This window comes from Cellulosimicrobium sp. NPDC055967 (assembly GCF_042269845.1).
In the GTDB taxonomy this organism is placed as follows: Bacteria; Actinomycetota; Actinomycetes; order Actinomycetales; family Cellulomonadaceae; genus Cellulosimicrobium.
Genome location: NZ_JBHJYJ010000026.1, coordinates 1 through 24,521, shown reverse-complemented (window position 1 = coordinate 24,521; position 24,521 = coordinate 1). Strand labels below are relative to the sequence as shown.

Annotated in this window: 19 protein-coding genes, 1 tRNA gene and 1 riboswitch; of the genes, 10 read left to right on the top strand and 10 right to left on the bottom strand. The window is 73.9% G+C overall.

Annotation, left to right across the window (positions count from 1 at the left end; all coding sequences use genetic code 11):
- Positions 1–583: 583 nt before the first annotated feature.
- A complete protein-coding gene (locus ACFC2L_RS19840) occupies positions 584–3,778 on the bottom strand; it encodes an efflux RND transporter permease subunit (RefSeq protein ID WP_375826063.1) in 3,195 nt (1,064 codons plus the stop codon).
- 113 nt (positions 3,779–3,891) lie between these two features.
- Here ACFC2L_RS19840 and ACFC2L_RS19835 point away from each other — a divergent pair, with 113 nt between their 5' ends.
- Positions 3,892–4,383, top strand: coding sequence for a MarR family winged helix-turn-helix transcriptional regulator (locus tag ACFC2L_RS19835; RefSeq protein ID WP_375826062.1), 492 nt, complete (start codon positions 3,892–3,894; stop codon positions 4,381–4,383).
- A gap of 12 nt (positions 4,384–4,395) precedes the next feature.
- On the opposite strand, the gene ACFC2L_RS19830 is transcribed toward ACFC2L_RS19835, so the two are convergent.
- Positions 4,396–5,628, bottom strand: coding sequence for an MFS transporter (locus ACFC2L_RS19830; protein WP_375826061.1), 1,233 nt, complete (start codon positions 5,626–5,628; stop codon positions 4,396–4,398).
- 101 nt (positions 5,629–5,729) lie between these two features.
- Here ACFC2L_RS19830 and ACFC2L_RS19825 point away from each other — a divergent pair, with 101 nt between their 5' ends.
- Positions 5,730–6,269, top strand: a complete 540-nt coding sequence (locus tag ACFC2L_RS19825) for a MarR family winged helix-turn-helix transcriptional regulator (protein WP_375826060.1) — start codon at positions 5,730–5,732, stop codon at positions 6,267–6,269.
- A gap of 34 nt (positions 6,270–6,303) precedes the next feature.
- Here ACFC2L_RS19825 and ACFC2L_RS19820 read toward each other — a convergent pair whose 3' ends face one another.
- On the bottom strand, positions 6,304–7,149 hold the full coding sequence (locus tag ACFC2L_RS19820; RefSeq protein WP_375826059.1) for an oxygenase MpaB family protein: 846 nt from the start codon (positions 7,147–7,149) through the stop codon (positions 6,304–6,306).
- A 121-nt stretch (positions 7,150–7,270) separates the two neighbouring features.
- On the opposite strand from ACFC2L_RS19820, the gene ACFC2L_RS19815 reads away from it, so the two are divergent.
- The 5 genes from ACFC2L_RS19815 to ACFC2L_RS19795 all read left to right on the top strand — a co-directional run bounded on the left by ACFC2L_RS19815 (position 7,271) and on the right by ACFC2L_RS19795 (position 15,718).
- Entirely contained in the window at positions 7,271–7,885 is a 615-nt protein-coding gene (locus ACFC2L_RS19815; RefSeq protein WP_375826058.1) for an ArsR/SmtB family transcription factor, read from the top strand.
- Positions 7,882–8,130 carry a hypothetical protein gene (locus ACFC2L_RS19810; RefSeq protein ID WP_375826057.1) on the top strand — a complete coding sequence of 83 codons (249 nt, stop codon included), beginning with the start codon at positions 7,882–7,884 and terminating at the stop codon, positions 8,128–8,130. The genes ACFC2L_RS19815 and ACFC2L_RS19810 overlap by 4 nt, the downstream gene beginning before the upstream one ends.
- Before the next feature lie 225 nt (positions 8,131–8,355).
- Complete coding sequence (locus ACFC2L_RS19805; RefSeq protein ID WP_375826056.1) at positions 8,356–14,373, top strand: Ig-like domain-containing protein; 6,018 nt, start codon at positions 8,356–8,358, stop codon at positions 14,371–14,373.
- A gap of 101 nt (positions 14,374–14,474) precedes the next feature.
- Entirely contained in the window at positions 14,475–15,113 is a 639-nt protein-coding gene (locus tag ACFC2L_RS19800; RefSeq protein WP_375826055.1) for a ClpP family protease, read from the top strand.
- The gene (locus ACFC2L_RS19795; protein WP_087469679.1) at positions 15,113–15,718 is read left to right on the top strand and encodes a ClpP family protease; all 606 of its coding nucleotides are present in this window, start codon (positions 15,113–15,115) and stop codon (positions 15,716–15,718) included. The genes ACFC2L_RS19800 and ACFC2L_RS19795 overlap by 1 nt, the downstream gene beginning before the upstream one ends.
- A gap of 91 nt (positions 15,719–15,809) precedes the next feature.
- On the opposite strand, the gene ACFC2L_RS19790 is transcribed toward ACFC2L_RS19795, so the two are convergent.
- The 3 genes from ACFC2L_RS19790 to ACFC2L_RS19780 form a co-directional block, all read right to left on the bottom strand.
- Entirely contained in the window at positions 15,810–16,796 is a 987-nt protein-coding gene (locus tag ACFC2L_RS19790) for a DUF6882 domain-containing protein (protein ID WP_375826054.1), read from the bottom strand.
- 124 nt (positions 16,797–16,920) lie between these two features.
- Positions 16,921–17,484 carry a helix-turn-helix domain-containing protein gene (locus tag ACFC2L_RS19785; RefSeq protein WP_375826053.1) on the bottom strand — a complete coding sequence of 188 codons (564 nt, stop codon included), beginning with the start codon at positions 17,482–17,484 and terminating at the stop codon, positions 16,921–16,923.
- 104 nt (positions 17,485–17,588) lie between these two features.
- Positions 17,589–18,341, bottom strand: a complete 753-nt coding sequence (locus tag ACFC2L_RS19780; RefSeq protein ID WP_375826052.1) for a TenA family protein — start codon at positions 18,339–18,341, stop codon at positions 17,589–17,591.
- Positions 18,332–18,456: riboswitch (TPP riboswitch) on the bottom strand. (Overlaps the previous gene by 10 nt.)
- 88 nt (positions 18,457–18,544) lie before the next feature.
- On the opposite strand from ACFC2L_RS19780, the gene ACFC2L_RS19775 reads away from it, so the two are divergent.
- The 3 genes from ACFC2L_RS19775 to ACFC2L_RS19765 all read left to right on the top strand — a co-directional run bounded on the left by ACFC2L_RS19775 (position 18,545) and on the right by ACFC2L_RS19765 (position 20,629).
- The gene (locus tag ACFC2L_RS19775) at positions 18,545–19,471 is read left to right on the top strand and encodes a VOC family protein (RefSeq protein WP_375826051.1); all 927 of its coding nucleotides are present in this window, start codon (positions 18,545–18,547) and stop codon (positions 19,469–19,471) included.
- A complete protein-coding gene (locus ACFC2L_RS19770) occupies positions 19,468–20,112 on the top strand; it encodes an alpha/beta hydrolase (protein ID WP_375826050.1) in 645 nt (214 codons plus the stop codon). Before ACFC2L_RS19775 ends, ACFC2L_RS19770 begins: the two co-directional genes overlap by 4 nt.
- Before the next feature lie 115 nt (positions 20,113–20,227).
- Positions 20,228–20,629: a VOC family protein gene (locus ACFC2L_RS19765; RefSeq protein ID WP_375826049.1), complete on the top strand. Its 402-nt coding sequence runs from the start codon at positions 20,228–20,230 to the stop codon at positions 20,627–20,629.
- Positions 20,630–20,635: 6 nt separating this feature from the next.
- Here ACFC2L_RS19765 and ACFC2L_RS19760 read toward each other — a convergent pair.
- From ACFC2L_RS19760 to ACFC2L_RS19745, 4 genes are all read right to left on the bottom strand, one after another.
- A tRNA-Leu gene (locus tag ACFC2L_RS19760) sits at positions 20,636–20,709 on the bottom strand.
- Between the two features lie 143 nt (positions 20,710–20,852).
- Positions 20,853–22,343 carry an NAD(P)/FAD-dependent oxidoreductase gene (locus ACFC2L_RS19755; protein ID WP_375826048.1) on the bottom strand — a complete coding sequence of 497 codons (1,491 nt, stop codon included), beginning with the start codon at positions 22,341–22,343 and terminating at the stop codon, positions 20,853–20,855.
- A 190-nt stretch (positions 22,344–22,533) separates the two neighbouring features.
- Entirely contained in the window at positions 22,534–23,955 is a 1,422-nt protein-coding gene (locus ACFC2L_RS19750; RefSeq protein WP_375826047.1) for a hypothetical protein, read from the bottom strand.
- Positions 23,955–24,287, bottom strand: a complete 333-nt coding sequence (locus tag ACFC2L_RS19745; RefSeq protein WP_375826046.1) for a PadR family transcriptional regulator — start codon at positions 24,285–24,287, stop codon at positions 23,955–23,957. The genes ACFC2L_RS19750 and ACFC2L_RS19745 overlap by 1 nt, the downstream gene beginning before the upstream one ends.
- Positions 24,288–24,521 lie beyond the last annotated feature (234 nt).

The following is a 24,521-nucleotide window of genomic DNA, read 5'->3' as shown; positions in this document are numbered from 1 at the left end:
ACCATCCGCGCCGCTCGTTCCTCGCGTCGCTCCCGCCAGGCCCGCCACGACGCGGCACCACCACCCACCCCGCCCGGCGTCGTCTCACCCTGGTCTTGGCCCACCTCGGGCGACCGCCCGCGGTGTCGGTTCGGCCGAGGCCGCCAACCGGCGCCTCCCGGGCGACCGGACCGACGGCCGACGGCCGACGGCGACGCTGCAACGCAGTGCGAGCGGACGTCGTCGAACCATGCCTCTACCTCGGCGGACCACGGGCCCACCTCGGCGGACCACGGGGCCTACCTCGGCAGACCACGGGCCTACCTCGGCGGACCACGGGTCTACGTCGGCGAGCTGGCTCGGGCGAGCCCGGGCAAGGGTGCGGCGACGGCCGAGCGGTGGGGGTGGGCTCGGATGCGAAAGGGCGTCAAAGCGGCGCTCCAAGAACCCACGCCCGACAGTCCAGGGTGACGGCGACGCAGCCCCGAGCACCGAGCCCACCCCCACCGCGGACCCGACCCCGCGGGCCTGAAACCGACCACACCTCTACCTCGACCGACCAGGGCTCTACCTCGGCGGCGGACCAGGGCTCTACCTCGGCGGGCTACCCCTCCGCAACGGGCTGGGCGGCGGCCTTCTCGGACTGCTCGGCCTTGTCGGCCTCGGCCTGGGCGGCGGCCTCCTGCTTGGCCGCCTTCTTGGCCGCGCGCTTCTCGCCGCGGCGCTCGGCGAGCGTGTACAGCACCGGGACGACGACGAGCGTGAGCAGCGTCGAGCTGAGCAGGCCGCCGATGACGACGAGCGCGAGGGGCTGGGAGATGAACGCCCCGCCGCCGGTGATGCCGATCGCCATCGGGGTGAGCGCGAAGATCGTCGCCGCAGCCGTCATGACGATGGGGCGCAGGCGCTTGCGCGACCCCTCCATGACGGCGTCGTCGAGCGACCGGCCGCGCTCGCGGTACTGGTTGATGAGGTCGATGAGCACGATCGCGTTGGACACGACGATCCCGACGAGCATGAGCAGGCCGATGAGGGCCGGCACGCCGAGCGGCGTCGCGGTGGCGAGCAGCAGGAGCAGCGCACCCGTCGCGGCGAACGGGATCGACACGAGCAGGATGAACGGCTGCAAGAGGCTGCGGAACGTCGCGACCATGACGAGGTAGACGATGAGGATCGCGACGAGCAGCGCGAGCCCGAGGTCGGCGAACGCGTCGGCCTGGTCGGACGCGACGCCGCCGATCTCGACGGTCGCCCCGCCCTCCAGCTCGAGGCCGTCGATCGCGGTCGTGAGCTCGGCGGTGAGCGCGCCGAGGTCCTGTCCGGCGGGCGTGACGGAGATCGTGGCGCTGCGCTCGCCGTCGACCCGGGTGATCGAGGTGGGGACCTCGACCTCCGCGACCTCGGCGACCTGCGTGAGCGGCACCGGTCCCGCAGCGGTGGGCAGCACGACCTGCTCGAGGTCCGCGACCGTCGCCGGCGCCTGGCCCGCGAGGACGCGGACCTGGACCGGGCCGTCGCCGAGGTTCACGGTGCCGATCGGCGCGGGCGACATCGTCCCCGCGACGGTCCCGGCCACCTGGGTCTCGGTGAGCCCGACGGCGGCCGCGGCGTCGCGGTCGACGGTCACCTGGACCGTGGACTGCGCCGAGGCGAGGTTGTTGGTCACCTGCGCCGCGCCGTCGGCGCCCTCGGCGAGCTCCTGCACGTCCGCGGCCGCGGCCGCGAGGGTGTCGGTGTCGGGGGCGCGCACGACGAGGTCGACCGTCGAGCTGCCGAACGCGGCGTCCGCGCCGGCGACCTCGATGCCCTCGCTCGACTCCCCGCCCAGCCCGGAGACGGCGTCGCGCACGTCCTCCTGGGCCGCGACGGCGTCGGCGTCCGAGTCGAGCGTGACGGCGAACGTCGCCGTCGGGGACCCGCCGCCGCCGAAGAACGCGGCCTCCGGCCCGCCCGCCGTGCCGACGGTCGTCTGCACGGTCGCGACGCCGTCGACGTCGAGGAGCGCCTGCTCGACGTCGCGCGCCGCGGCGTCCTGCGCCTCGAGCGACGTGCCCGGCGCGAACGACTCGGTGACGGTGAGCGTGTCCTGTCCGGTGTCGCCGAGGAAGTTGGTCTCCAGGCGCGGCACGAGCGCGAGCGTCCCGGCGAGGATCGCGACGGACACGCCGAGCGTGATCGCCGGGTGGCGCAGCGCCGCCCGCAGCGTCGGGACGTACCCGCGCTGCCACAGCCCGCGGCGCTCCTTGGCCTCGGCCGTCGCACGGGCGCGCTCCCCGGCGAGGCGCGCGGCCTCGGGGTCGGCCGGGACAGGCGGGGACTTGATGAACCAGTACGCGAGGACCGGGACGATCGTCAGCGCCACGAAGAGCGACGCGAGCATCGCGATGGCGACGGTGAGCGCGAAGGGCCGGAAGAGCTCGCCGACCATGCCACCCACGAGCGCGATGGGCAGGAAGACGGCGACGGTCGCCACGGTCGAGGCGGTGATCGCGCCCGCGACCTCCTTGACGGCGCCGATGATGGCGCCCACCTTGGCCTCGCCGTACGACAGGTGCCGCTTGATGTTCTCGATGACGACGATCGAGTCGTCGACCACGCGGCCGATCGCGACCGTCATGGCGCCGAGCGTGAGGATGTTCAGCGTGTAGCCCGTGGCGTTCATGACGATGAACGTCACGAACAGCGACAGCGGGATCGACACGGCCGAGACGAGCGTCGAGCGCAGCGACGCGAGGAACAGCAGGATCACGACGACGGCGAACAGGAGGCCGAGCAGGCCCTCCGTCGCGAGGCCCTCGATGGACTCCTCGATGAACGGCGCCTGGTCGAACACGACCTCGACCCGCACGTCCTGCGCGTCGAGCACGCCCGAGAGGTCGTCGATCGCCTCCTGGACGGCGTGCGACACCTCGACCGTGTTGCCCGCGGGCGTCTTGGTGATCGCGACCGCGAGCGCGGTCTCGCCGTCGAGGCGCGAGTAGGACGTCGCGGGCTCGGGGCCCGCGGTCACGGTCGCGACGTCGCCGAGCACCACGGGGGCGGTGCCGGGTGCGGCGGTCGGGGACACGAGCGGCAGCGCGGCGAGCTCGTCGACGGTGGTGACCGCGGTGCCGACCTGCACGCTGAGGGTCCGGTCGCCCTCGGAGACGGTCCCGGCGGGGATCACGACGCCGTTGTCCTGGAGGATCGTGGAGACCTGCGCCGGGCTGAGCCCGGCGGCGGCGAGCGCGGCCGGGTCGAGGTCGACCGTCACCTGCTGGTCGGCGATCCCGCTCACCGCGACGCTGCGCACGCCCTCGACGTCCTCGAGCGCCGGGACGACGCTCGACGTGACGGTGTCGGCCAGCGCCGCGTCGTCCGACCCGCCGGACACGGCGAGCTGGATCACGGGCAGGTCGTCCACCGACCCCGTGACGACCTGCGGCTCGACATCCTCGGGGAGCTGGGACTGCAGGCGCGTGATCGCCGTCTGGAGCTGGGAGGCCGCGGCGTCCATGTCCGTGCCGTAGGCGAACTGCACCGTCGTCACGGACATCCCCGTCGACGACGTCGACGTGACGTCCTCCACGCCCTTGACGGCGCGCGCGGCCGTCTCCACGGGGACGGTCACCTGCTGCTCGACGATCGCCGGGGCGGAGCCCGGGTAGACGCCGACGACGGCGGCGGTGGGGATCTGCAGGCTCGGGATGAGCTCCTGCTTGAGCGATCCCATGCTGATGACGCCGAAGATCGCGATCGCGACCGTGGCGAGCGCGACGAGCGCGCGGTTGGCCAGCGACAGCCGGGCGAGACGGGACACGGAGCCTCCAAGGGTTCCAGGTCGGGTGGGAGACGACGTCGGCGTCGCGATTTCGTGAGCGTAACGCGAAGCATCTCGGGATGGTTCCCGCTCCCACCGATAGAGTCTGCGCCGTGACCCACCCCGCCGACGACGAGCGCGCGGCGCTCGCGCGGCGCCTCGAGGACGCGCAGCGCCGCCTCGCCGAGCTGCTCCTCGCCCAGCGGCTCGAGCCCTTGCTGCGCACGACCCTCACGGTCCCCCAGCTCCGGGCGCTCGCCGTCCTCCAGCTCGACGGCGAGACGAGCTCGCACCGGCTCGCGGAGGTGCTCGGCATCTCCCCGGCCACGCTCTCGGGGATCGTGGACCGGCTGGAGGCGGCGGGGATGGCCGCGCGCCGTCCCGACCCGCAGGACGGCCGGGTGCGGCTGGTCGCCGCGACGCCGCGCGGCGCCGCGGCCGTGCGCCGGATCGCGGCGCAGGAGGACGAGCCCCTCACGGACCTGCTCGACCGGCTCGACGTGGCGGACCTGCACGCGCTCACCGTCGGGATCGAGGCGCTCACCGCGGCGGCCGAGGCCACTCCCCCGGGCCCCGGGCCGGACGAGGGCGCGCCCGGGTCCTGAGGCGCCGTCGGCTCAGACCTCGCCGAGCGCCTCTTCGGGCGTGCCCTCGACGGCGCGCGCCCTGCGGTTCCAGCGCGACCACAGCACGCGCTCGCCGATATCGCCCGCCATCCGGTGGCCGAACGCCACGAAGACGACGACGCCGAGCACGAGGATCCCCGCCCCCAGCCAGAACGGGGCCGTCGCGGAGACCGGGTGCAGGAGGCCCGCGATGACCGGCGCGGGAGCGGCGAAGCCCCAGCGCACGAGGTTGAACGCTCCGGTCGTCACGCGCCGGTCCGGGTCGCCGAGCGCGAGCGACAGGTCGGTGAGGTTCGCGTTCGCGATCCCCATGAAGACGCCCGCCCCCACGAGCACGACGACGGACCATGCGGTCCCGAGGTCGAGCGCCAGCAGGACCAGCGCGACCAGCACGCCCACGATCGCGACGCCGAGCGTCTGCACCGCGCCCACGCGGTGCGCGAGCCGGTGCCCGACGACGAGGATCCCGACCGCGAGCCCCACGCCCCACGCGGTGAAGACGAGGCCGAGCGGCACGACGTCGAGCCCGAGGAACACCGGCGTGTACCCGAGCACGATGAAGAAGCAGAAGTTGTACGCGGCGGTGACCGCGGCGAGCGCGAGGAAGCCGGGCTTGCGGAAGAGGCGGAACACCTGGCCGAGCCGCAGCGGCGCGGGCTTCTCGGCCGGGTCCTTGAGGCGGGTCACCGACACGAGCAGGGCGACGAGCATGAACACGCCGCACACGAAGAACGGCACGCGCCACGAGATGCCGCCCAGCAGGCCGCCGAGCAGCGGGCCGACGGCGAACCCGAGCCCGACGCACGTCTCGAAGAGCTCGACGACCCACTCGCGGTCGTTCGCGAGCGAGACGAGCAGGACCATCGCGGTCGCGAAGAACATCGCGTTGCCCAGGCCCCACAGGCCGCGCAGCGCGGCGAGCTGGCCGATGCTCGTGCTCAGGGCCGCGAGCACCGCGGCCACGGCGACGAGGCTGACGCCGGTCGCGAGGATCTTCTTGTAGCCGAAGCGCCCGGTGGCCATGACGGCGGGGATCATGCCGAGCGCCATGACGGCGATGTAGGCCGTGAAGAGGAGCTCGATCTGCCAGGTCGAGGCCCCGATCTCCTCGCCGATGACGGGCAGGATCGGGTCGACGACCGCGATGCCGGCGATCGCGAAGAACGCCGTGAGCGCGGTCGCGTAGATGGCGGTGCGGTTCGGTTCGTTGCGCGTGGAGGCCACTGCGTTCGTACTTCCTGGTCGGGGGGAGGGCCGCGCGGCCTGAGCGGGCTGGCGGCAGCATTTATCTGTATCTGACAGGTAAGTATCTGTAGAATACACCTATGACGGTTGCCGAGGGAAACGATCGAGCGTCCGGTGCGCCGACCGGCGGGCCGTCGGCGCGCGACGACGCGACCGCGCACGACGTGCTCGGCGCGATCGAGCTGGAGGTCGCACAGCTCCTGCGGCGCGCCGAGCGCACCCGCGCGTCGGGGACGCCGGGCACCTCGCGCCGCGGCGGGACGCTCGACCGCTCCGGCTACCTCCTCCTCCACACGCTCGGGACGCACGGGCCCTTGCACGTGAACGCCCTCGCGGAGCACCTCGGCCTCGACGCGTCCACCGTCACCCGCCAGGTCGTCGCGCTCGAACGGGCCGGCCACGTCCGCCGCGCGCGCGACCCCCGCGACGGCCGCGCGGTCGTCGTCGAGCCGACGAGCGCGGGCCTCGACGAGCTCGCCGCGCACCGGGTCGCGCGGACGGAGCTGTACGCCGACGTGCTGGGCGGCTGGTCCCGCCTGGACCGCGCGCTGCTCGCCGAGCTGCTGGGCCGCCTCAACGGCGACCTCGACGCCTACCGCCGACGGCGCGACGGGCCGTGACCGCCAACCGTGAGCCCGCACGGTGGGCGCGACCTCACGGGGCGGGGAGCGCCCAGCGAATCAGCCGCGTGACCGTGGCGCCGGCGGGCCGCGCCCACCGCGCCGGCAGGCCGCGCACCCGCGGCATCCCGGCGCGCGCCCACGCGGGCAGCGACTCGCGCGCGGCGACGGCCAGCCCGGCGTAGGCCGGGCGCACGGGCCACGGGAGCGGGGGCTCGACGAGCAGGAACCGCGCGGCGTCGAGCGCGGACGGGGTGAGCGAGAGCGCCGGCCGGTACTCCTCGACCGCCGCGTCCAGCTCCCCACGGGTCAGTGGCACGTCCGCGACCCCCAGCGCGCGCCCGACGACGGCGGCCTGGGCGACGTACTCGTCGCACCCCTGCGCGTCGAGCGGGTGCCGGCCGAACGCCTGGTGCGCGACGAGGAAGCTCTGGGTCTCCGCGACGTGGACCCAGCGCAGCAGCTCCGGGTCGCTCGCGCGGTAGGGGCGACCGTCGGGCGCCCGGCCCCGGACGCGCTCGTGGACCGCGCGGACCGCCGCGACCGCGCGCTCCGCGTCGTCGGCCGTGCCGAACGTCGTCACGGCGATGAAGGTCGACGTGCGCTGGAGGCGGCCCCACGGGTCACCCCGGTAGCCCGAGTGCGCGGCGACGCCCGCCATGGCCAGCGGGTGCAGGCTCTGCAGCAGCAGGGCGCGCAGCCCCCCGACGAACATCGACGCGTCGCCGTGCACGCGCTGGACCGGCGAGCCCCGGTCGAACCAGCGCGGACCCGGTGTCTCGTGGATGCGCGCCCTGGTGGCGGTCGCGTCCGGGCCCGCGACCCGGAGGAAGATCGCGCGCTCCGTCGCCCCGCGCACCCGCTCCACCACGTGGGCCATGCGACCGATGCTCGCACCTCGCACCGCACCTCGCCCCTCGCGCCTCGCCTCGCAACGCGTCCCAAGAACTCGTTGCAAAAAAACTCTTGCAAAGGTGTCTTTGCATGGCTACTCTCGTGCCATGAGCACCGACGGCGACACCACACCCCCGAGCACCGAACGCCACCCGGCGCTCGGCCCGACGCAGCTCAAGGCGCTCGCGCACCCGCTGCGGGTGCAGATCCTCGACCTGCTCTCCACCCACGGCGCGCTCACGGCCAGCCGCCTCGCCGACCTCGTCGGCGAGTCCAGCGGCTCGACGAGCTACCACCTGCGCCAGCTCGCCCGGCACGGCTTCGTCCGTGAGGTCGCGGGCCGCGGCACGGCGCGGGAGCGGTGGTGGGAACGCCCGCCGGGCGGGTTCACCGTGAGCACGCCCGACGAGACCGAGGACACGGCGACCACGCTCGCCACCGCGATGGTGAGCCGGGAGTTCGAGAACGCCCGCGCCCGCAAGATCCAGGCGTTCCTGGAGCGCTCCTCGGAGCTCCCGACACGGTGGCTCGACGGGGCACGCCTCACGACCGCCAGCATGTGGCTCACCGCCGACCAGATGAACGAGGTCGCGGACGCCTGGGACGCGCTCGACGCGACGCTCCACCGGTTCCAGGGCCAGGAGCAGGCGCCGGGCGCGCGGCCCGTGCAGATCCACTTCAACGTCTTTCCCACGATCGACGGCGAGGAGAACCCCTCATGAGCGCGTACTCCCCCACCCTGCCCCGCACCGCCGAGCCGCGCGGCGCCGACCGCCTGCTCGTGGTCGTCGGCTCGGCGCTGAGCGACCTCGGCCGCCGCCGCGCCGCGGCGCGCGCGCACGCGCGGCGCGACCGGCTCGCCGTCGCCCCGGAGACGACGTCGGCCCCCTCGTCCGACGCGCTCCACGCCGCGGCGGAGCACACCCGCGACCGCGCCGCTGTGTCGCGAGCATCCCTTCTGCCCTGAACATCCGGAGATTCCACCCGCATGGGGAGTGGTCCCCATGTCGGCACTCCCGACCACTCGGTTACCCTCGACGGGGCGTTCTGTGGGCACAGACGCGCGTCTCCCCCTCTCTCGCCATCCCGGCTCGACAGGATGACGCGGTCCCGTGTGCCCCGACCACGTACTTAGGGAGCATTGGTGGGCCTTCTCTCGAGCATCCGCGAGCATCGTCGGACCGTCGCGTCGGTGAGCACCGTGTCGGTGTTCTCGACGGCGCTGGTGGGGATGGCGCTGTTCTACGAGGGCGAGGCCACGGCGGACGTGGACCTGAACGACTCGGGCGTGTGGGTGACGAAGTCGTCGGCCGGGTTGCTGGGTCGGTTCAACGACGAGTCCCAGGCGATGGACGGGACGTTGAACGCGGGCAGCGCGTCGTTCGACGTGCAGCAGGACGCGGGCCGTGTGCTGCTGGACGACACCGGGACGAGCTCCGCGTCCCCCGTGAACGTCGCGCACCTGAAGCTGGACGGGCAGGTCCGTCTGCCGGCGGGGGCGCAGGTCGTCTCCGGCGGTGCGACGACGGCGATCCTCGACGGCGAGGAGGGCCTGCTGTGGGTGCTGCCGTTCGACGGGGCGACGTCGTTCGACGCGGAGAAGCTCGACCCCGTGGCCGAGGTCGGCGGTGAGGGTGCGCTGACCGTGTCGCAGGACGGGACGGTGTTCGCAGCGATCCCGTCGACGGGGACGTTGTGGACGGTGGCGACGACGTCCAAGGGCACGGTGGACGGCGAGGCCTCCTCGGCGGCGCTGCCCGTGGGCAAGGGCGCCGAGGTCGAGGTGACCGCGGTCGGCGACCGGCCCGTCGTGCTCGACCGGTCCGCGTCCCACCTGATCCTGCCCGGCGGGAAGAGCGTGGCGATCGAGGGGGGCGGGGACGCGCGCCTGCAGCAGCCGTCGCAGTCCTCGGACGTGGTCGTGGTCGCCACGACGGACGCCCTCGTCTCCCAGCCGCTCAAGGGCGGCGACGCGCAGCGCCGTGCCGCGCAGGGCGTGCCGGCGGCGCCCGTCCAGCTCGGCGCGTGCACGTACGGGGCGTGGGCCTCGACGGGTCAGGTCATCCGTGACTGCGACGGCACGGGTCGGGACGTCGACGAGCGGCTCGAGGGCCTGGACCCGCAGACCCGCCTGGAGTACCGGGTGAACCGGCGCGTGATCGTGCTGAACGACCTGTCGGCGGGGACGTTGTGGATGGCGGCGGACGAGTACCAGAAGGTCGACGACTGGGACGTGCAGTTGCCGGAGGAGGCCGAGGGTGAGGAGTCCGACGCGGAGCTGACGAACCCGGAGCAGGTGGATCAGTTCATCGCGGACCGTTCGCAGCCGAACAAGCCGCCGCAGCCGCAGGACGACTCGTTCGGGGTGCGTCCGGGTCGTACGACGATCTTGCCGGTGCTGGGCAACGACGTGGACCCGGACGGGGACGTGATGACGGCGTCGCTGGCGGGGGACTCGCCGGGCAACGCGACGGTGCAGGCGATCATGGGTGGTGCGGCGCTGCAGGCGGTGGTGCCCGAGGACGCGCAGGGCACGGGCACGTTCCGGTACTCGGTGGCCGACGGTCGTGGGGGTGTGGCCGAGGCCGGCGTCACGCTGAAGGTGTCGCCCTGGGGGGAGAACGCGCCGCCGGAGCAGACGGGTGACCCGGTGCTGCGGGTGGCCCAGGGCGGGCGCGCGACGATCAAGGTGCTGCCGTACTTCAAGGACCCCGACGGCGACGACCTCTACCTCGCCTCGGCCGCGGCGACCGTGGCCGGTGACGACGTGCGCTCGCGCCCGGACGGCACGGTCGAGTTCCGCGACGGCGGCGGCTCCACCGGCCGCAAGATCGTGACCCTGCTGGTCTCCGACGGCGAGCTGTCCTTCGAGGGCAAGCTCCTGGTGGACGTGGTGCCGGGTCCGCAGCCGCCGGTGGCGGTGAACGACCACGTGGTGGTGCCGGCGGGTCAGCCGGTGACGGTGGAACCGTTGCGCAACGACACCGACCCGAACGACGACGAGCTGCGGCTGGCGTCGGTCTCGGAGTCCGCGCCGGCGGAGATCACGCCGAACTATGACGCGGGGACGTTCACGTTCGTGTCGATGGAGCCGCGGTCGTACGACCTGACCTACCAGGTGACCGACGGACCGAACGCGACCACGGGTCTGGTGCGCGTGGACGTCCTGCCCCCGTCCGAGGCCGCGGGCGCCCCGATCGTGGTCACCGACACCGCCCTGCTCCCCGCGGGCGGGTCGACCCTGGTCGACGTGCTGGCCAACGACACCGACCCCGCCGGCGGCGTCCTCGTCGTCCAGTCCGTGCGCGTCCCGGCCGACGCCGGTGTGTCGGTCGCGATCCTGGCGCACCAGATGCTGCGGGTCACCGAGATCCGGCGCCTGGACGCGCCGGTGACGGTGGAGTACACGGCCTCCAACGGCACCGAGACGGCGACCGGCCAGGTGCGCGTGATCCCCGTGCCGGCGCCGACGCGGTTGCAGCCGCCGCAGGCGGCGGCGGACGAGGTCACGGTGCACGCGGGCGACGTGGTGACGATCCCGGTGCTGAAGAACGACACCCACCCCGACGGGCTGGAGCTGTTCCTGCAGCCCGAGCTCGAGCAGGACGTGGACCCCGCCCTGGGCGAGGCGTTCGTCTCCGAGGACACGCTGCGGTTCAAGGCCGGCCCCGAGGCCGGGACCGCGTACGCGATCTACCGGGTGCGCGACGTCAACGGGCAGGAGGACTCCGCCCAGGTCACGATCCGCATCCGCGACGGGGAGGACAACGCACCCCCGCAGCCCCGCGAGATCGAGGCCCGCGTGCTGTCCGGGTCCAGCGTGCGCATCGCGGTGCCCCTGGACGGGATCGACCCCGACGGCGACTCCGTCCAGGTCACCGGCATCGCCACCCCCGCCGCCAAGGGCACCGCCCGGGTCGTGGACGGACTGATCGAGTACGCGGCGTCCAAGAACGCCACCGGGCACGACACGTTCACCTACTCCGTGCTCGACGCCCGCGGCGCCACCGCCGTCGGGACGGTCCAGGTCGGCATCGCCCGGCCCGCCGAGACCAACCAGGCCCCGGTCGCGGTGGACGACGAGATCACGGTGCGCCCCGGGCGCACGGTCTCGGTCGCGGCCCTGGCCAACGACACCGACCCCGACGGCGACCAGGTCGGCCTGGTCCCCGGCGGCATCGAGGACACCCACGACCTGGACGCCGAGGTCGTGACCGACCGCATCGTCCTGACCTCACCCGACGCCGACGGCGCCTACACCTTCTACTACCAGGTCCAGGACACCTACGGCGCCCGCGCCACCGGCGCCGTCACCGTGAACGTCGCCGCCGACGCACCCCTGCTGCCCCCCGTCGCCCGCGACGACACCGTGCCCGTGGAAGACATCCTCGGCAAGACCGAGGTCACCGTCCCCGTCCTGGACAACGACGAGGACCCCGACGGCGCCGCGACCGAGCTCACCGTCACCACCGACGCGACCACCACCACCGTCACCGACGCCGGCGAGCTCGTCATCACCCTCACCGAGAACCGCCAGGTCGTGACCTACACCGTCACCGACGTCGACGGCCTCACCGCCAAGGCCTTCGTCAAGGTGCCGGGTATGACGGACCAGGCACCGACCCTGCGTCCGGGCATCACGCCGCTCGAGGTCGTCAGCGGCGAGCCGCTGACGATCGACATCACGGACTACGTGCTCGTGGTCGAGGGCAGGACCCCCCGCCTGACGACCGAGGAGAAGGTCACCGCGCTCGAGGGGACCCGTGAGGTGCCCTCGACCACCGAGATCGTCTACACGTCGAACGCCGACTACGTCGGGCCGGCCGCCGTCACCTTCGAGGTGACCGACGGCTCCGGCCCCGACGACCCCGAGGGGAGCACGGCGCTGCTCACGCTGCCGATCAGCGTGGTCCCGCCGGAGAACCTGCCGCCGGAGCTCTCCACGCCGACGCTCGACGTGGCGGCGGGCGAGGAGGCCTCGGTCGACCTCGCGCGCTTCGCGACCGACCCCGACGGCGACTCCCTGACCTTCAAGGCCACCGGCCAGGCGCAGGGCATCACCGTCACGGTCGAGGGCAGCACGCTGCACGCCCAGGCCTCCCCGGACGTGCCCAAGGGCTCGGTCGTGCAGGTCCCGATCACCGTCACCGACGGCGAGCACCCCCCGGTCGAGGGCAGCGCGACCCTCACCGTCGTGGCCTCCACCCGACCCCTCGCCCGCGCCAACCAGGACACCGTCGACGACGCCCACCAGGGCAAGGCCACCACGATCGACGTCCTGGCCAACGACGCCAACCCCTTCCCCGACACGCCCCTCGAGATCGTGGGTGCCGGTGTCGAGACGGGTCAGGGCGACGTCTCCTACGCGGGGAACGACGTGACGATCACCCCTGCCGAGAACTACGTCGGCGTCATGGTCGTCACGTACCGCATCCAGGACGCGACGAAGGACGCCGACCGCATGGTCGAGGGTCGCGTCCAGGTCAAGGTGCTCGGCAAGCCCGAGGCCCCCGCGACCCCGCAGGTCGACGAGGTCCGCTCCAAGACCGTCGTGCTGTCCTGGGACCCGCCGAACAACAACGGCGCCGACATCACCGGCTACACCGTGCGCTCCCAGAACGGCTACGAGAAGGCCTGCGGCACCACCACCTGCACCCTCGACGGCCTCACCAACAACGTGAAGTACACCTTCACCGTCTACGCGACCAACGCCGTCGGCGACGGACCCGCCTCCCCGCCCTCGGCCGAGGCCCGCCCCGACGAGAAGCCCGACCCGCCCGCCGCACCCACCCTCGAGTTCGGCGACCAGTCCCTCACCGTCACCTGGACCAACAAGACCTACACCGACCGCTCGCCCATCGAGACCGTCAACCTGGAGATCTCCCCGGCGCCGCCGAGCGGCGCCATCCAGATGCAGTCCCTCACCGGGAACCAGACCGTCTGGACGGGGCTCAAGAACGGCATCGCGTACCGGGTGCGCGTGCAGGCCGTGAACCTCGCGCCCGACCCCTCGGAGTGGGGCGAGTACTCCGCCGAGGAGATCCCGGCGGGTCTGCCGGACGTCCCGAAGACGCCCTCCGCGAAGCGCGCGTCCGACTCCCCGCTCAACGGCGGGTCCATCGACGTGGCGTGGGAGCAGCCGTTCGAGAACGGCGACGCGATCAAGGCGTACAGCCTGCAGCGCTACAAGAACGGCGCGCGCGACGGCGCCCCGCTCTCCCTCACGGGGACGAGCCACAAGGCGACCGGGCTCGACAACGAGTCGTCCTACACGTTCACCGTGACGGCCGAGAACAAGGCGGGCGTGACGGCGGAGAGCCCGCAGTCCGCCGCGGTCGTGCCGTTCGGCCGCCCCGAGGCACCGCCGAGGCCCAGCGTGCAGAACGTCGGGTCGTCGTCGCAGAGCAGCGGCATCCCGCGCGTGTCGTGGGGTGCGGCCGACGCCAACGGCAGCCCGATCACGGGCTACACCGTGACGGCATCACCGGGCAACGCCACCAAGCGGGTGGCCGGGACCTCGGTGGACTTCACGGACCTGCCCGCGGGGACCTACACGTTCACCGTGACCGCGACGAACGCGGGCGGGACCTCGACGTCCAGCCCTGCATCCAGTCAGGCACGCGCGTACGGCAAACCAGGCACACCGGGTGTCTCCGCCTCGCGCGTGAACGCGACGTCGGGCCGCTTCACCATCTCTGCTCCGTCGTCGAACGGCGGCGACGCAGTGTCGAGGTACAACTGGCAGATCCAGGGCGGGTCGAGCGGGACGGGTCAGACCGTCAACGTCGGTACCGACTACGGGCAGTCGTTCCGGCTGCGTGCCCAGGCGTGCAACGCCGCGGGCTGCGGCTCGTGGAGCGATTACGCAACGCACAGCACGGACTCGCCCCCGGACCCGCCGAGGGTCTGGGTGACGCGCGGACCGCAGCGGGACACCCAGCCCGGTCAAGGCAACTGCGTTGGCCACATGTGCACCGTATTCCGCGTCAACGCAAACGCGACCTTCCCCTCTGGCAACTACGAGATCAAGTGCTATACGCAGGACGGTCAGGTCGGCAGCTACGCGTGGCCGGTGCGGCTCAACGCCGGCAGCTACGTCGACCTTGGATGCATCCTCGGCAACCGCGGCGGCGGTACCCATACCGTGTGGGTCACCCTCAGCCCGGCCAACGGGGTCACTGTCGACCGGACGTCTTGGCCAAATCTCTGACCGGTGCTGCGCGGTTCTGACGATGCCTGATCTGCCGTCGGCGAATGAGCCGACGGCAGATCACCCGCCCGTCCGAGCCTCTCCCGGGCCACGGTGGTCCCATGACCACGTACACGTCACGCCCACCGCACGCGGAGGCCGCCGCCCCGGCGTCGTCGTCCTTCGACGACCAGCTCACGACGCGGCTGCTCCACCAGCGCATCGTCGTCCTCGGCACGGCCGTGGACGACGCCGTCGCGAACCGTCTGTGCGCGCAGCTCCTCCTGCTCTCGGCGGAGGACCCGCGCGCGGACGTCGCGCTCTACGTCAACTCCCCCGGCGGCTCGGTGAGCGCCGGGCTCGCGATCTACGACACGATGCGGCTCATCCCGAACGACGTCTCCACCGTCGCGATGGGCTTCGCCGCGAGCATGGGGCAGTTCCTGCTCTGCGCGGGGACGCCGGGCAAGCGGTTCGCGCTGCCGCACGCGCGGATCATGATGCACCAGCCGTCGGCGGGCATCGGCGGCACCGCCGTCGACATCGCGATCCAGGCCGAGAACCTCGTGTACACCAAGGGGCTCATGCACCGGCTGACCGCCGAGAGCACCGGGCAGAGCGTCGAGACCATCGCCGACGACTCCGACCGGGACCGCTGGTTCACGGCGCAGCAGGCGCTCGAGTACGGCATGGTCGACCGGATCGTCGAGTCGGTCGACGACGTCCGTCCCGCCCGCGCGGCCCGGAAGGTGGGTCTGTGATGGCGAGCTACACGATCCCGACCGTCGTCGAGAAGACGCCGCTCGGGGAGCGCGCGTTCGACGTGTTCTCCCGCCTCCTGTCGGAGCGCATCGTCTTCCTCGGCACGGAGATCGACGACGGTGTCGCGAACGTCGTCATGGCGCAGCTCCTGCACCTGGAGTCGGACGCCCCGGACCAGGAGATCGGCCTGTACATCAACTCCCCCGGCGGCTCCGCGACCGCGCTCATGGCGATCTACGACACGATGCAGTTCGTCCGCTGCGACGTGTCGACCATCTGCATGGGCCAGGCGGCCTCGGCCGCGGCCGTGCTGCTCGCGGCGGGGACGCCGGGCAAGCGGTTCGTGCTCGAGCACTCGCGCGTGCTGCTGCACCAGCCCTCGGGCGGCGGCGAGGGCACCATCTCCGACCTGTCGATCCAGGCGGAGGAGATCCTGCGGATCCGGTCCGAGACGGAGGAGGTCCTGTCCCGCCACACGGGGCAGACCGTCGAGCGCCTGCGCGCGGACACCGACCGCGACCTCGTGCTCACCGCGCGCCAGGCCGTCGAGTACGGCGTCGCGGACGCCGTCGTCACGTCGCGCAAGCTCGCCGCGGCCGCCTGAGGCGTCGAGCGCTGCACCCGCGGTCGAGGGATGCACCCGGAGACGCATCTCTCGGCCCGGGGCGCAGCACTCGCGGAGGGGCCTCGCGGGGCTACCCGCGCCGCCGGAACCACGAACGGCGCCGTGTCTCCTGCGGGGGATCGGCCCGGCGCGGGGCTTCCGCTCCCGGCGCGTCAGGTCCCGGAGTCTCAGCTCCCGGCGCGTCAGGTCCCGGAGTCTCCGCTCCCGGCGCGTCAGGTTCCGGAGTCTCCGCTCCCGGCGCGTCAGGTTCCGGCGCGTCGAGAGCCGGGACGGGCTCGACGGCGGTGTCCGCCCCGGGCGCACCCGCGTCCGGTCCCGCTGCTGCCGGCTCGGGGGCGCGCGCCGGCCCGGCCACCGGGCGTGCCGTCGCCTCGATGGCGGCGATCCGCCCGCGCTCGTCGAACCGGACGGTCACGCTCCCGTCAGGCACGGCGAGCTCGACCGCGCCGTCGCCCTCCGTCGTCCCGAGGCCGCGCGCGGCCGCGTACGACGCGACCGCCCGCCGGTGGTCGACGACCGTGACGGACAGCAGACCCTCGCTCAGCACCCGCACGACGCGCGGCACGCTCGGAGCGGGCAGCGCGAGGTCGTCGGCGTCGAGGAGGAACCACGCGCGCGTCCCGCCACCGACGGGACCGCTGTAGTGGGTCCAGGAACCGGTGACGGCCTTCGCCGCGAGCGCGAGCCGGTACGGGAGGTCGTCGGCGAGCGGCAGCTCCGCGTCGGTCGCCTCGCGCAGACCGGTCTCGCGGGTCTTCTCGGCCGCGCGCAGCACGTCCTCGGGGAAGTCGTTGACGTTGTTCCACGCCCACATCCAGCTCCCGGGGCCGGGCGCGGCCGTGCCGAGGAACTGGAGCCGGCACGTCGTCGTCCCGCCGTCCGGCGCGGTGAAGGTGAACGTCCCCGTGGCCATCTCGGCGCCCCACGCGTCGTCGCCGTGGCGGTCCACGAGGTGGAGCTGGTGCTCGTGCGAGAGGAACGCGGCGTCGTCGACGAGCTCCTGGAGGGCCGGGGCGGTCTGCTCTGCCGTGCCGTGCGCGGTCTGCGGCTCCGTCATCCCTCGACGGTAGCGGCGCCCGCCTCGCCGCGCCGGGGCGCGACACGCGGTGCCGCCCAGGAGCCGGCCAGGTGCCGGCCCGGCGCCGGCCGCGCGTCAGCCGGTGCGGCGGGCCCCGCGGGGCTCAGGCCGCGAGGAGCAGGACGTCGGCGGCGCGCGGGGTCGGCCGCGCCGCGAGCGCCGGGCTCGCGAGCGTGGTGCGCGCGACCGGGAGGTCGCGCACGGGCTCGCCGGCGGGTGCGGGGTGCCGGGGCGCGGAGGGCGCACCGCGCTCCCGGACGGAGGAGAGCACGCGCACCGGGGCGACGGGGCGCAGCTCTTCGCCCGTGCGGGCCACGAGGTCCACGAGGCGCAGGCCGAGGGCGCCGCAGACGGCGGCCAGGACCTCGGACGACGCCTCCTTGCGGCCGCGCTCCACCTCGGACAGGTAGGCGGTCGAGACCCGTGCGGCAGCCGCGACGTCCACGAGCGTCCGCCCCTGCCCGAGCCGGGCCCGCCGGAGGATCCCGCCGATGACGTGCCGCAGGAGCGGCTCCGGCCGCCCGCCCTTCCGGGACCGGGGGCTCGCCGGGACCGCGTCCGGCACCGCGTCCGGCACTGCGTCCGGCACCGCTCTCGGCACCGGGTCCGGCGCCGGTCTCGGCACTGCGATCGGCACCGGGCCCGGCACCGCGCTCGTCGTGTCCATGCGGTCACGCTACCCGCGCCCTCGCCCGGGTGCCGAGGCACCCGGGCGAGGATCTGCTGCTGGCGTAAGGCCCGACGTCGGGCCTCACCGGTCCGGGAGGGACGTCACCAGCGCTCGAGCGACCACGCCATCTGCCAGAACCGGATCTCGTGCCGGCAGCTCAGCTCGAACGCGCGCTCCATGCGGGCGCGCTCCGCCTCGCCCGCGTCGGCGGCGAGCGCGTCGAGACGCTCGCGCAGGTCGGCCAGGACCCCCTCGGTGCGCTCGGCGGCGTAGAACTCCCACCAGCCCGCGAGCGGGTGGTCGTCCGCGATCGCGCCGGGCGTCGTCTCGCGCTCGGCGAGCCAGAACCGCCGCGCCGACCAGATGTAGGTCCACGGGCACGGCAGGAGCGCGGCGAGCAGCACGCCGAGGGAGTCGCGGCCCGCGGCGAGCATGTGGTCGACGTACGCCTGCGCGCTCGGGGCGAGGCGGTTCGTCTGCGCCTCCTCGTACGTCACGCCGAGGAAGTCGCACATCGCGTGGTGCGCGTGCGACTCGTCGTCGAGCAGGAACCCGGCCTTCTCGTGGAAGTACGCGGCCCAGTCACGGTCCGGCGCGAGCGCCATGCCGAGCCCGTAGCAGCGCAGGTACGCCGTGAGGTACTGGTGGTCCTGGCCGACGTAGTGCCGCACCGCGGCCGGCTCGACCGACCCGTCGCGCAGCCCGGCGAGGAACGGGTGGTCGTAGAACTCGTCGAAGAGGTGCGCGTACCGGCGCGCGAGGTCGACCGTGAAGCCGGTCTCCCCCGGCCGGACGAGTGCGGTCGGGTCGTCCGCGAGGACAGGGTTCAGGGTGATGGCAGCAGGCGTCGTCATGCCCACGTTCCTCCGCTCGTGCTAGCGAGATCAGGTTCGACGGGTCCGGGCGGCCGTACCGCTCGTCTCAGTCCCTCGGCCCGGCTGCCCGGGCGGGACGCCCCGCGTGGTTCGCCGCGACCCTAGCAAGGAAGCGCGGCCCGCGCCGGGAGCGTCCGGCGACGTGTGGAATATAGTTGTAGCAACAACAAGTTGGAGCAGACATGACCACGAGCACCCCGGGCGCGGCGACCGACCGCCTCCTGTCCCCGTCCACGAGCATGGACGCCGTCACGCTGCGCGTCGGCGACCTCGAGCAGATGACGTCCTACTACACGGGCGCGTTCGCGCTGGCCCCGCTCGAGGAGCGCTCGCGCGGCACCGAGGTGCACCGCGTCCTCGGCCGCGGCACGACGCCCATGCTGCGGCTCGTGCACACGCCCGGCCTGCCCGCCGTCGACCGGCGTCAGGCCGGCCTGTTCCACACCGCGTTCCTGTTCGACGACGCGGCGAGCCTCGCCGCGACCGTCTACCGGGCCGCGCAGGACCGTCGCGGGGCGTTCGTCGGGTCGAGCGACCACCTCGTCAGCGAGGCGTTCTACTTCACCGACCCCGAGGGGAACGGGGTCGAGCTGTACACCGACCGCCCCCGCGAGACGTGGGTCCGCGAGCGCGGCCAGATCGTCATGGCGACCGAGTACCTGGACCCGAACGCGTACCTGCGCACGCACCTCGACCAGGAGACGTTCGACGCCGGGCCCGCGCTCGCCGGTCGCGTGGGGCACGTCCACCTCCAGGTCGGCGACATCGCGACCGCCCACGACTTCTACGTCGACGCCGTCGGGTTCGAGGCCACGGTCACCGAGTACAGCGGCGCCCTGTTCGCGTCCGCCGGCGGGTACCACCACCACGTCGCGATGAACGTCTGGAACAGCGCCGGCGCCGGCCCGCGCGCCGCGAGCCTCGGGCTCGGCGACGTCGCGGTCACCGTCCCCGGCCGCGACGACCTCGACGCGCTCGTCGCCCGCCTGCGGGCCCGCGGCCTGCAGCACGCCGACGACGGCCGCTCCGTCGTCGTGCACGACCCGTGGGGCACGCGCGTCACGCTGGCCGTGCCCGGCACGACGACCGACGAGCTGCTCGCGCGATGAGCGCCCCGTCCACCCTCGTCGCGGTCCGGTCCGACGCGGACCCGGCGGACCCGACCACCGCGGGGCCCGTCGTCGTGCTGCTGCACGGGTTCGGCTCGCACGAGCACGACCTCGCGGGCCTGGGCCCGCACCTGGGCGCGCCCTGGGTCTCGCTGCGCGCCCCGCTCCCCCTCCCCCACGGCGGCTTCGCCTGGTTCCCGATCGTCACGCCGGGCGACCCCGACCCGGAGCCCGTGGCGCGCGCGACCGAGGCCGCCTGGGCCTGGGTCGACGCCGAGCTCGGGCCCGAGCGGCAGGTCGTCCCCGTCGGGTTCTCCCAGGGCGGGCTCATGGCGACGCAGCTCCTGCGCACGCGCCCCGAGCGTGTGGCGGCGACCGTCGTCCTCGGCGGGTTCGTCCAAGGCGCGGAGCAGCCCGCCGACGCCGCGCTCGCCGCGTCCCGGCCGCCCGTGTTCTGGGGCCGCGGTGCCGAGGACCGCGTCATCGCGCCGCACGCGATCGAGCGGACGGCCGCGTGGCTGCCCGGCCGCTCGACGCTCGTCGAGCGCGTCTACCCCGGCCTCGCGCACGGCATCGACGCGCGCGAGCTCGCCGAGGTCCGGGCGTTCCTCGACGACGCCCTGGGGCGGACCGCCGCCTGACCGCAGGCGCGGGCGGCCGACCCCGACGGCGGGGCGGAACAGGTCCGGGGCGGGGGCCCGGCGCCGGGCGCGCACGATGGGAGCACCCAGCCGTGCGCACCGAGGAGCCAGGCCGATGTTCCGCAGCCTCTTCCCGATCCTCTCCGTGGCCGACGTGGAGCGGTCGCTCGTCTTCTACCGCGACCTGCTGCGCGGGACCGTCGAGTACGCGTTCCCCGACGAGGGCCCGCCCGTGTACGTGAGCGTGCACGTCGGCGGCTCGCCGCTCGGGATCGGGCTCGACGACGGCACGATGCCCGCCGGCGTCGCGCGCACCGCGCTGTGGGTGTACGTCGACGACTGCGACCGGGCCGTCGAGCACCTCGCCGCGGCCGGAGTGCCGGTGCTCCAGCCGCCTACCGACCAGCCGTGGGGCGAGCGCGTCGCGCGCGTCCAGGACCCGGACGGCACCGTCGTGGTCCTCGGCCAGGAGGCCGCGCCGCCGCCCGAGCCCGAGGGCCCGACCGGGCTCTCGTGACGTCGGTGCCCCCACCGGGACTCGAACCCGGAACACGCCGGGTTTAAGCCGGCCGCCTCTGCCAGTTGGGCCATGGGGGCGCGGCCCGAATCTACCGCGACCGCGGTGCGGCCGGGCCGGTCGGGCCGGTCGACGCTCCGCCCGGGACGCGCCGAGGGGCGAGCCGCTCGTGCGGCTCGCCCCTCGGCGTCGGGCAGGGTGCCGGGCCGTGCCCGGCAGGGGGTCAGGACGCCTTGGCGGCCGGGACCTTCTCGTCGGCGTCGACGGTGCCCGTGCCGGACTCCGCCGCGGCCGCCGAGCCCTGCGCGGTCTGCTTGACCGGCTCGCCGTCCTTCTTGGGCGGCACCGACGCGGCGCGGAACTCCGCGCGCGGGTCGTGCAGGGAGCCCAGCGACACGAGCTCGCGACCCAGGAGGAACTGCCCGATCCAGCCGATGAAGATGCGGATCTTGCGGTTGCCCGTCGGCATCGCCATGACGTGGTAGCTGCGGTGCATGAGCCACGCGAGCACGCCGCGCAGCTTGAACACGCCGAACAGCTCCGCGACGCCCTTGTACAGGCCGAGCGACGCGACCGTACCGACGCTCTTGTGGCGGTACTCGACCGGCTTCTCGCTGTGCAGCTCGAGCGCGAGGTTGTCGGCCAGGCGCGTGGCCTCGCGGATCGCGTGCTGCGCGTTCGGCGGGCAGAACTTGCCCGGGTTGAGCACGTCGGGGACGGCGGCGCAGTCGCCCGCGGCCCAGGCGTTCGGCACGACGTTGCCGTCGGCGTCGGCGACCTGGAGCGTCGGGAGCACCGTGACGCGGCCCATCTTGTCCACGGGGAGGTCGGACGCCTCCTTGATGACCGGGTTCGCCTTGACGCCCGCGGTCCACACGATCGTGTCGGAGTCGAACTCCACGCCCGTCGACGTGACGACGTGGCCGTCCACGCACGACGACAGGAACGTGTTGAGGTGGAACTCGATCCCGCGCTTCTTCAGCTCCTCGAGCGCGTAGCCCGCCATGGGCTCGCTGAGCTCGGGCAGGATGCGCCCGGCGCCCTCGATCATGACGAAGCGGAGGTCCTTCTCCTCGATCGTCGCGTAGTTGCGGGTCGCGTAGCGCGCCATGTCCTCGATCTCGGCGATCGCCTCGACGCCCGCGAACCCGCCGCCCACGAACGTGAACGTCAGCATGCGGCGACGCAGCCCCTCGTCCCACGTGGACGACGCGACGTCCATGCGGTTGAGCACGTGGTTGCGGACCGCGATGGCCTCCTCCACGTTCTTGAAGCCGATCGCGTTCTCCGCCAGGCCCGGGATGGGCAGCGTGCGCGACACCGAGCCGAGGCCGACGATCAGGTGGTCGTACGTGACCGAGTAGTCGTCGCCCTCCTCCGGGTGGATCGTCACACGGCGGTCAGTGTGGTCGATCGAGACGACCTTGCCCTGGAGCACGTCGACGCCCTTGAGGGCGCGGCGGTGCGGCGCGACGACGTCGCGTCCGTCGATCGAGCCCGCGGCCGCCTCGGGGAGGAAGGGCGCGTACGTCATGTACGGGCGCGGGTCGACGACGACGATCGCCGCCTCGCGGCGACCGAGCTTCTTGCGCAGTCGGCGCGCGGCGTACAGACCCACGGAGCCGCCGCCGAGGACGACGACGCGGGGCACCTTGCGGGGCCGCGGCGAAGCGGTCTGGGCACGGCTGACCGAGGTCAGGTCATTCTGAGGCATGGTTCCAGAGTATTACCGGTTGCGGCACAGGCGAGCCGGAGCGTCCGTCAGACGGGCGTGACGCGCCCCACGCTCGCCCCGCGGGGAGGGCAGACCCGACATTCCGCGCGGCACGGACGGCGCCGAACCCGGGATCGTTCCCCACGATGTCGCCAGGCTGGGGAGCGACCCCGCGTTCGGCTTCTCTCGGTCAGCCGATCGCGCCGACGACGGGGGTCGGGCCGGTCGGCTGCGGCTGCGTGCCGCTCGCGGGCGGGGTCGGCTCGGGCTCGGGGGCCGTGCCGTCGGCCGGGTCCGTCGCGTCGCCCGACGACGCCGGGTCGTCGCCCTGGTCGCCGGCGTCGCCGGTGCCCGGCTCGTCCGTGCCCGACGTCGCGTCGTCCGCGCCGACGCTCGACGGGACCGCCGTCGGCGCCTTGAGGAACGGCCATGGCATCTCGCGCGTGCGGGTGCCCGTCGCCGGGACGGGGCGCCCGTCGCCGTCCGCGTACTCGACGTCCTCCTCCGCGACCGCGTGCAGCGGGTAGACGTTCCAGCGCTCTCGACCGTCGGTCGAGAGCGTCGGCTGGAAGTACCACGCGCCCTCGACGTCGGGCACCGACCACGGACCGTAGGCACCCTCCTCGGTCACGGTGCGCACCTGGCGGCCGCGGTCGTCGAAGATCTGGACGTCGCGCACCGGGTCGCCCGCCGCGTCGTACGCGAACAGGTTGGAGACCTGCATCCCGTCGACCCACACGCCGTCGCCGCCCGGCCCCGAGGGGCCGCCGTAGGAGACGGGCTGCGTCCCGCCGCTCGCGTCGGCCCACCCCTGCTGGTAGCCGCTGTCCCACCCGGACACGGAGACCGAGGCGCTCGCCGCGGTGACGTAGAGCACGGTCGGGACCGCCGCGACGGCCGCCGCGACGGACAGCGGACGCACGACCTTGGGCAGCCAGGTCGTGGGCAGCCAGCGACCCCGACCCCACTGGACGCTCACCACCACCGCGGCGAGCACCACGACGCGTGCGGAGAGGTCCCGCGGCAGGACCGCGACCTGGTAGCCGCCGAGCAGCGCGAGCAGCAGCGTCGCCACGACCCACCCGCGCAGGATCCACCACGCGGGCGTCAGGGTCCGCAGGAACTCCATGACGGAGGCCCACTGCGGCGTCGAGGTGACGGGCCGCCACAGGGATCGCCACCCGGACGAGAGGATCCCGCCGAGCACGAACAGCCGCCCGCGCAGCCCGATGCGGGGGCGTCGTGCGCCGCCCGGCGCGACGGCGGGCGGCAGCCCCGCCGCGGCGCGCAGCTCGGCGGCGTACTCCGCGGGCGGGCCGAAGAACGCGACGAGGTCGAGGCCCGTGTCGTCGGCGACGGTTCCGCCCGGGTCGGCCGGGCCGGCGTCGGGCAGCGGACGAGCGGGACCGCCGCGGCGGGGCAGCGCGCCCGGCGCGTCGACGACCGCCTCGGCGAGGTCGGCCTCGAGCCCGTCGGTGAGCTCCTCGACCTGCTCCGGCCGCAGGTCGGCGAGGTGCGCACGCACCTGCTGCGCGTACGCGTGGACGTGACCGTAGAAGGCCAGGCCCACGGGCGCCCCGGCGGGCTGCTGCGCGGGCGTCGTCGTGCTCATCAGGCGGCCACCTCTCCGGTCCGCAGCAGCGCGGACACGGTGCCCGCGAACGTCTGCCACTCCTTGCGGTGCAGGTCGAGCATCGCCCGCCCCTGCGCGTTGATCCCGTAGTACTTGCGGTGCGGGCCGGCGTCGGACGGCACGACGTACGTCGTCAGCGCCCCGCTCGCGTACAGGCGCCGGAGCGTCCCGTACACCGACGCGTCGCCGACGTCGTCCAGCCCCGCCGCGCGCAGGCGTCGCACGACGTCGTACCCGTACCCGTCCTCGGTCTCGACCGCCGCGAGGACCGCGGCGTCGAGCACCCCTTTGAGCAGCTGCGTGGTGTCCATCCGACCCTCCGTCGGGCGTGGCCCTGGTCCGTCCCGGCACTCGGCCCGCCGGTCGTGGCAGGCTCACGCGATGCACACTACCGCGCGATGCGCAGTACCACGCACACCGACACTCCGATGTCGGTCGGGGGAGACGCCGAACCCGGGGTCGCTCCCCACCCCCCCCCCGCGGGGGGGGGGGGGGCCCCGGGCGGCGGGGGGGGGGGGCGGCGGGGGGCCGGCCCGCGCCCCGGC

What these genes read in the sequence shown, in the direction of transcription:
- ACFC2L_RS19825 (WP_375826060.1), top strand. Translation starts at nt 5,730, where the DNA reads ATGACGGTTGCCGAGGGAAACGATCGAGCGTCCGGTGCGCCGACCGGC.
- ACFC2L_RS19820 (WP_375826059.1), bottom strand. Translation starts at nt 7,149, where the DNA reads ATGGCCCACGTGGTGGAGCGGGTGCGCGGGGCGACGGAGCGCGCGATC.
- ACFC2L_RS19815 (WP_375826058.1), top strand. Translation starts at nt 7,271, where the DNA reads ATGAGCACCGACGGCGACACCACACCCCCGAGCACCGAACGCCACCCG.
- ACFC2L_RS19810 (WP_375826057.1), top strand. Translation starts at nt 7,882, where the DNA reads ATGAGCGCGTACTCCCCCACCCTGCCCCGCACCGCCGAGCCGCGCGGC.
- ACFC2L_RS19800 (WP_375826055.1), top strand. Translation starts at nt 14,475, where the DNA reads ATGACCACGTACACGTCACGCCCACCGCACGCGGAGGCCGCCGCCCCG.
- ACFC2L_RS19795 (WP_087469679.1), top strand. Translation starts at nt 15,113, where the DNA reads ATGGCGAGCTACACGATCCCGACCGTCGTCGAGAAGACGCCGCTCGGG.
- ACFC2L_RS19790 (WP_375826054.1), bottom strand. Translation starts at nt 16,796, where the DNA reads ATGACGGAGCCGCAGACCGCGCACGGCACGGCAGAGCAGACCGCCCCG.
- ACFC2L_RS19785 (WP_375826053.1), bottom strand. Translation starts at nt 17,484, where the DNA reads ATGGACACGACGAGCGCGGTGCCGGGCCCGGTGCCGATCGCAGTGCCG.
- ACFC2L_RS19780 (WP_375826052.1), bottom strand. Translation starts at nt 18,341, where the DNA reads ATGACGACGCCTGCTGCCATCACCCTGAACCCTGTCCTCGCGGACGAC.
- ACFC2L_RS19775 (WP_375826051.1), top strand. Translation starts at nt 18,545, where the DNA reads ATGACCACGAGCACCCCGGGCGCGGCGACCGACCGCCTCCTGTCCCCG.
- ACFC2L_RS19770 (WP_375826050.1), top strand. Translation starts at nt 19,468, where the DNA reads ATGAGCGCCCCGTCCACCCTCGTCGCGGTCCGGTCCGACGCGGACCCG.
- ACFC2L_RS19765 (WP_375826049.1), top strand. Translation starts at nt 20,228, where the DNA reads ATGTTCCGCAGCCTCTTCCCGATCCTCTCCGTGGCCGACGTGGAGCGG.
- ACFC2L_RS19755 (WP_375826048.1), bottom strand. Translation starts at nt 22,343, where the DNA reads ATGCCTCAGAATGACCTGACCTCGGTCAGCCGTGCCCAGACCGCTTCG.
- ACFC2L_RS19750 (WP_375826047.1), bottom strand. Translation starts at nt 23,955, where the DNA reads ATGAGCACGACGACGCCCGCGCAGCAGCCCGCCGGGGCGCCCGTGGGC.
- ACFC2L_RS19745 (WP_375826046.1), bottom strand. Translation starts at nt 24,287, where the DNA reads ATGGACACCACGCAGCTGCTCAAAGGGGTGCTCGACGCCGCGGTCCTC.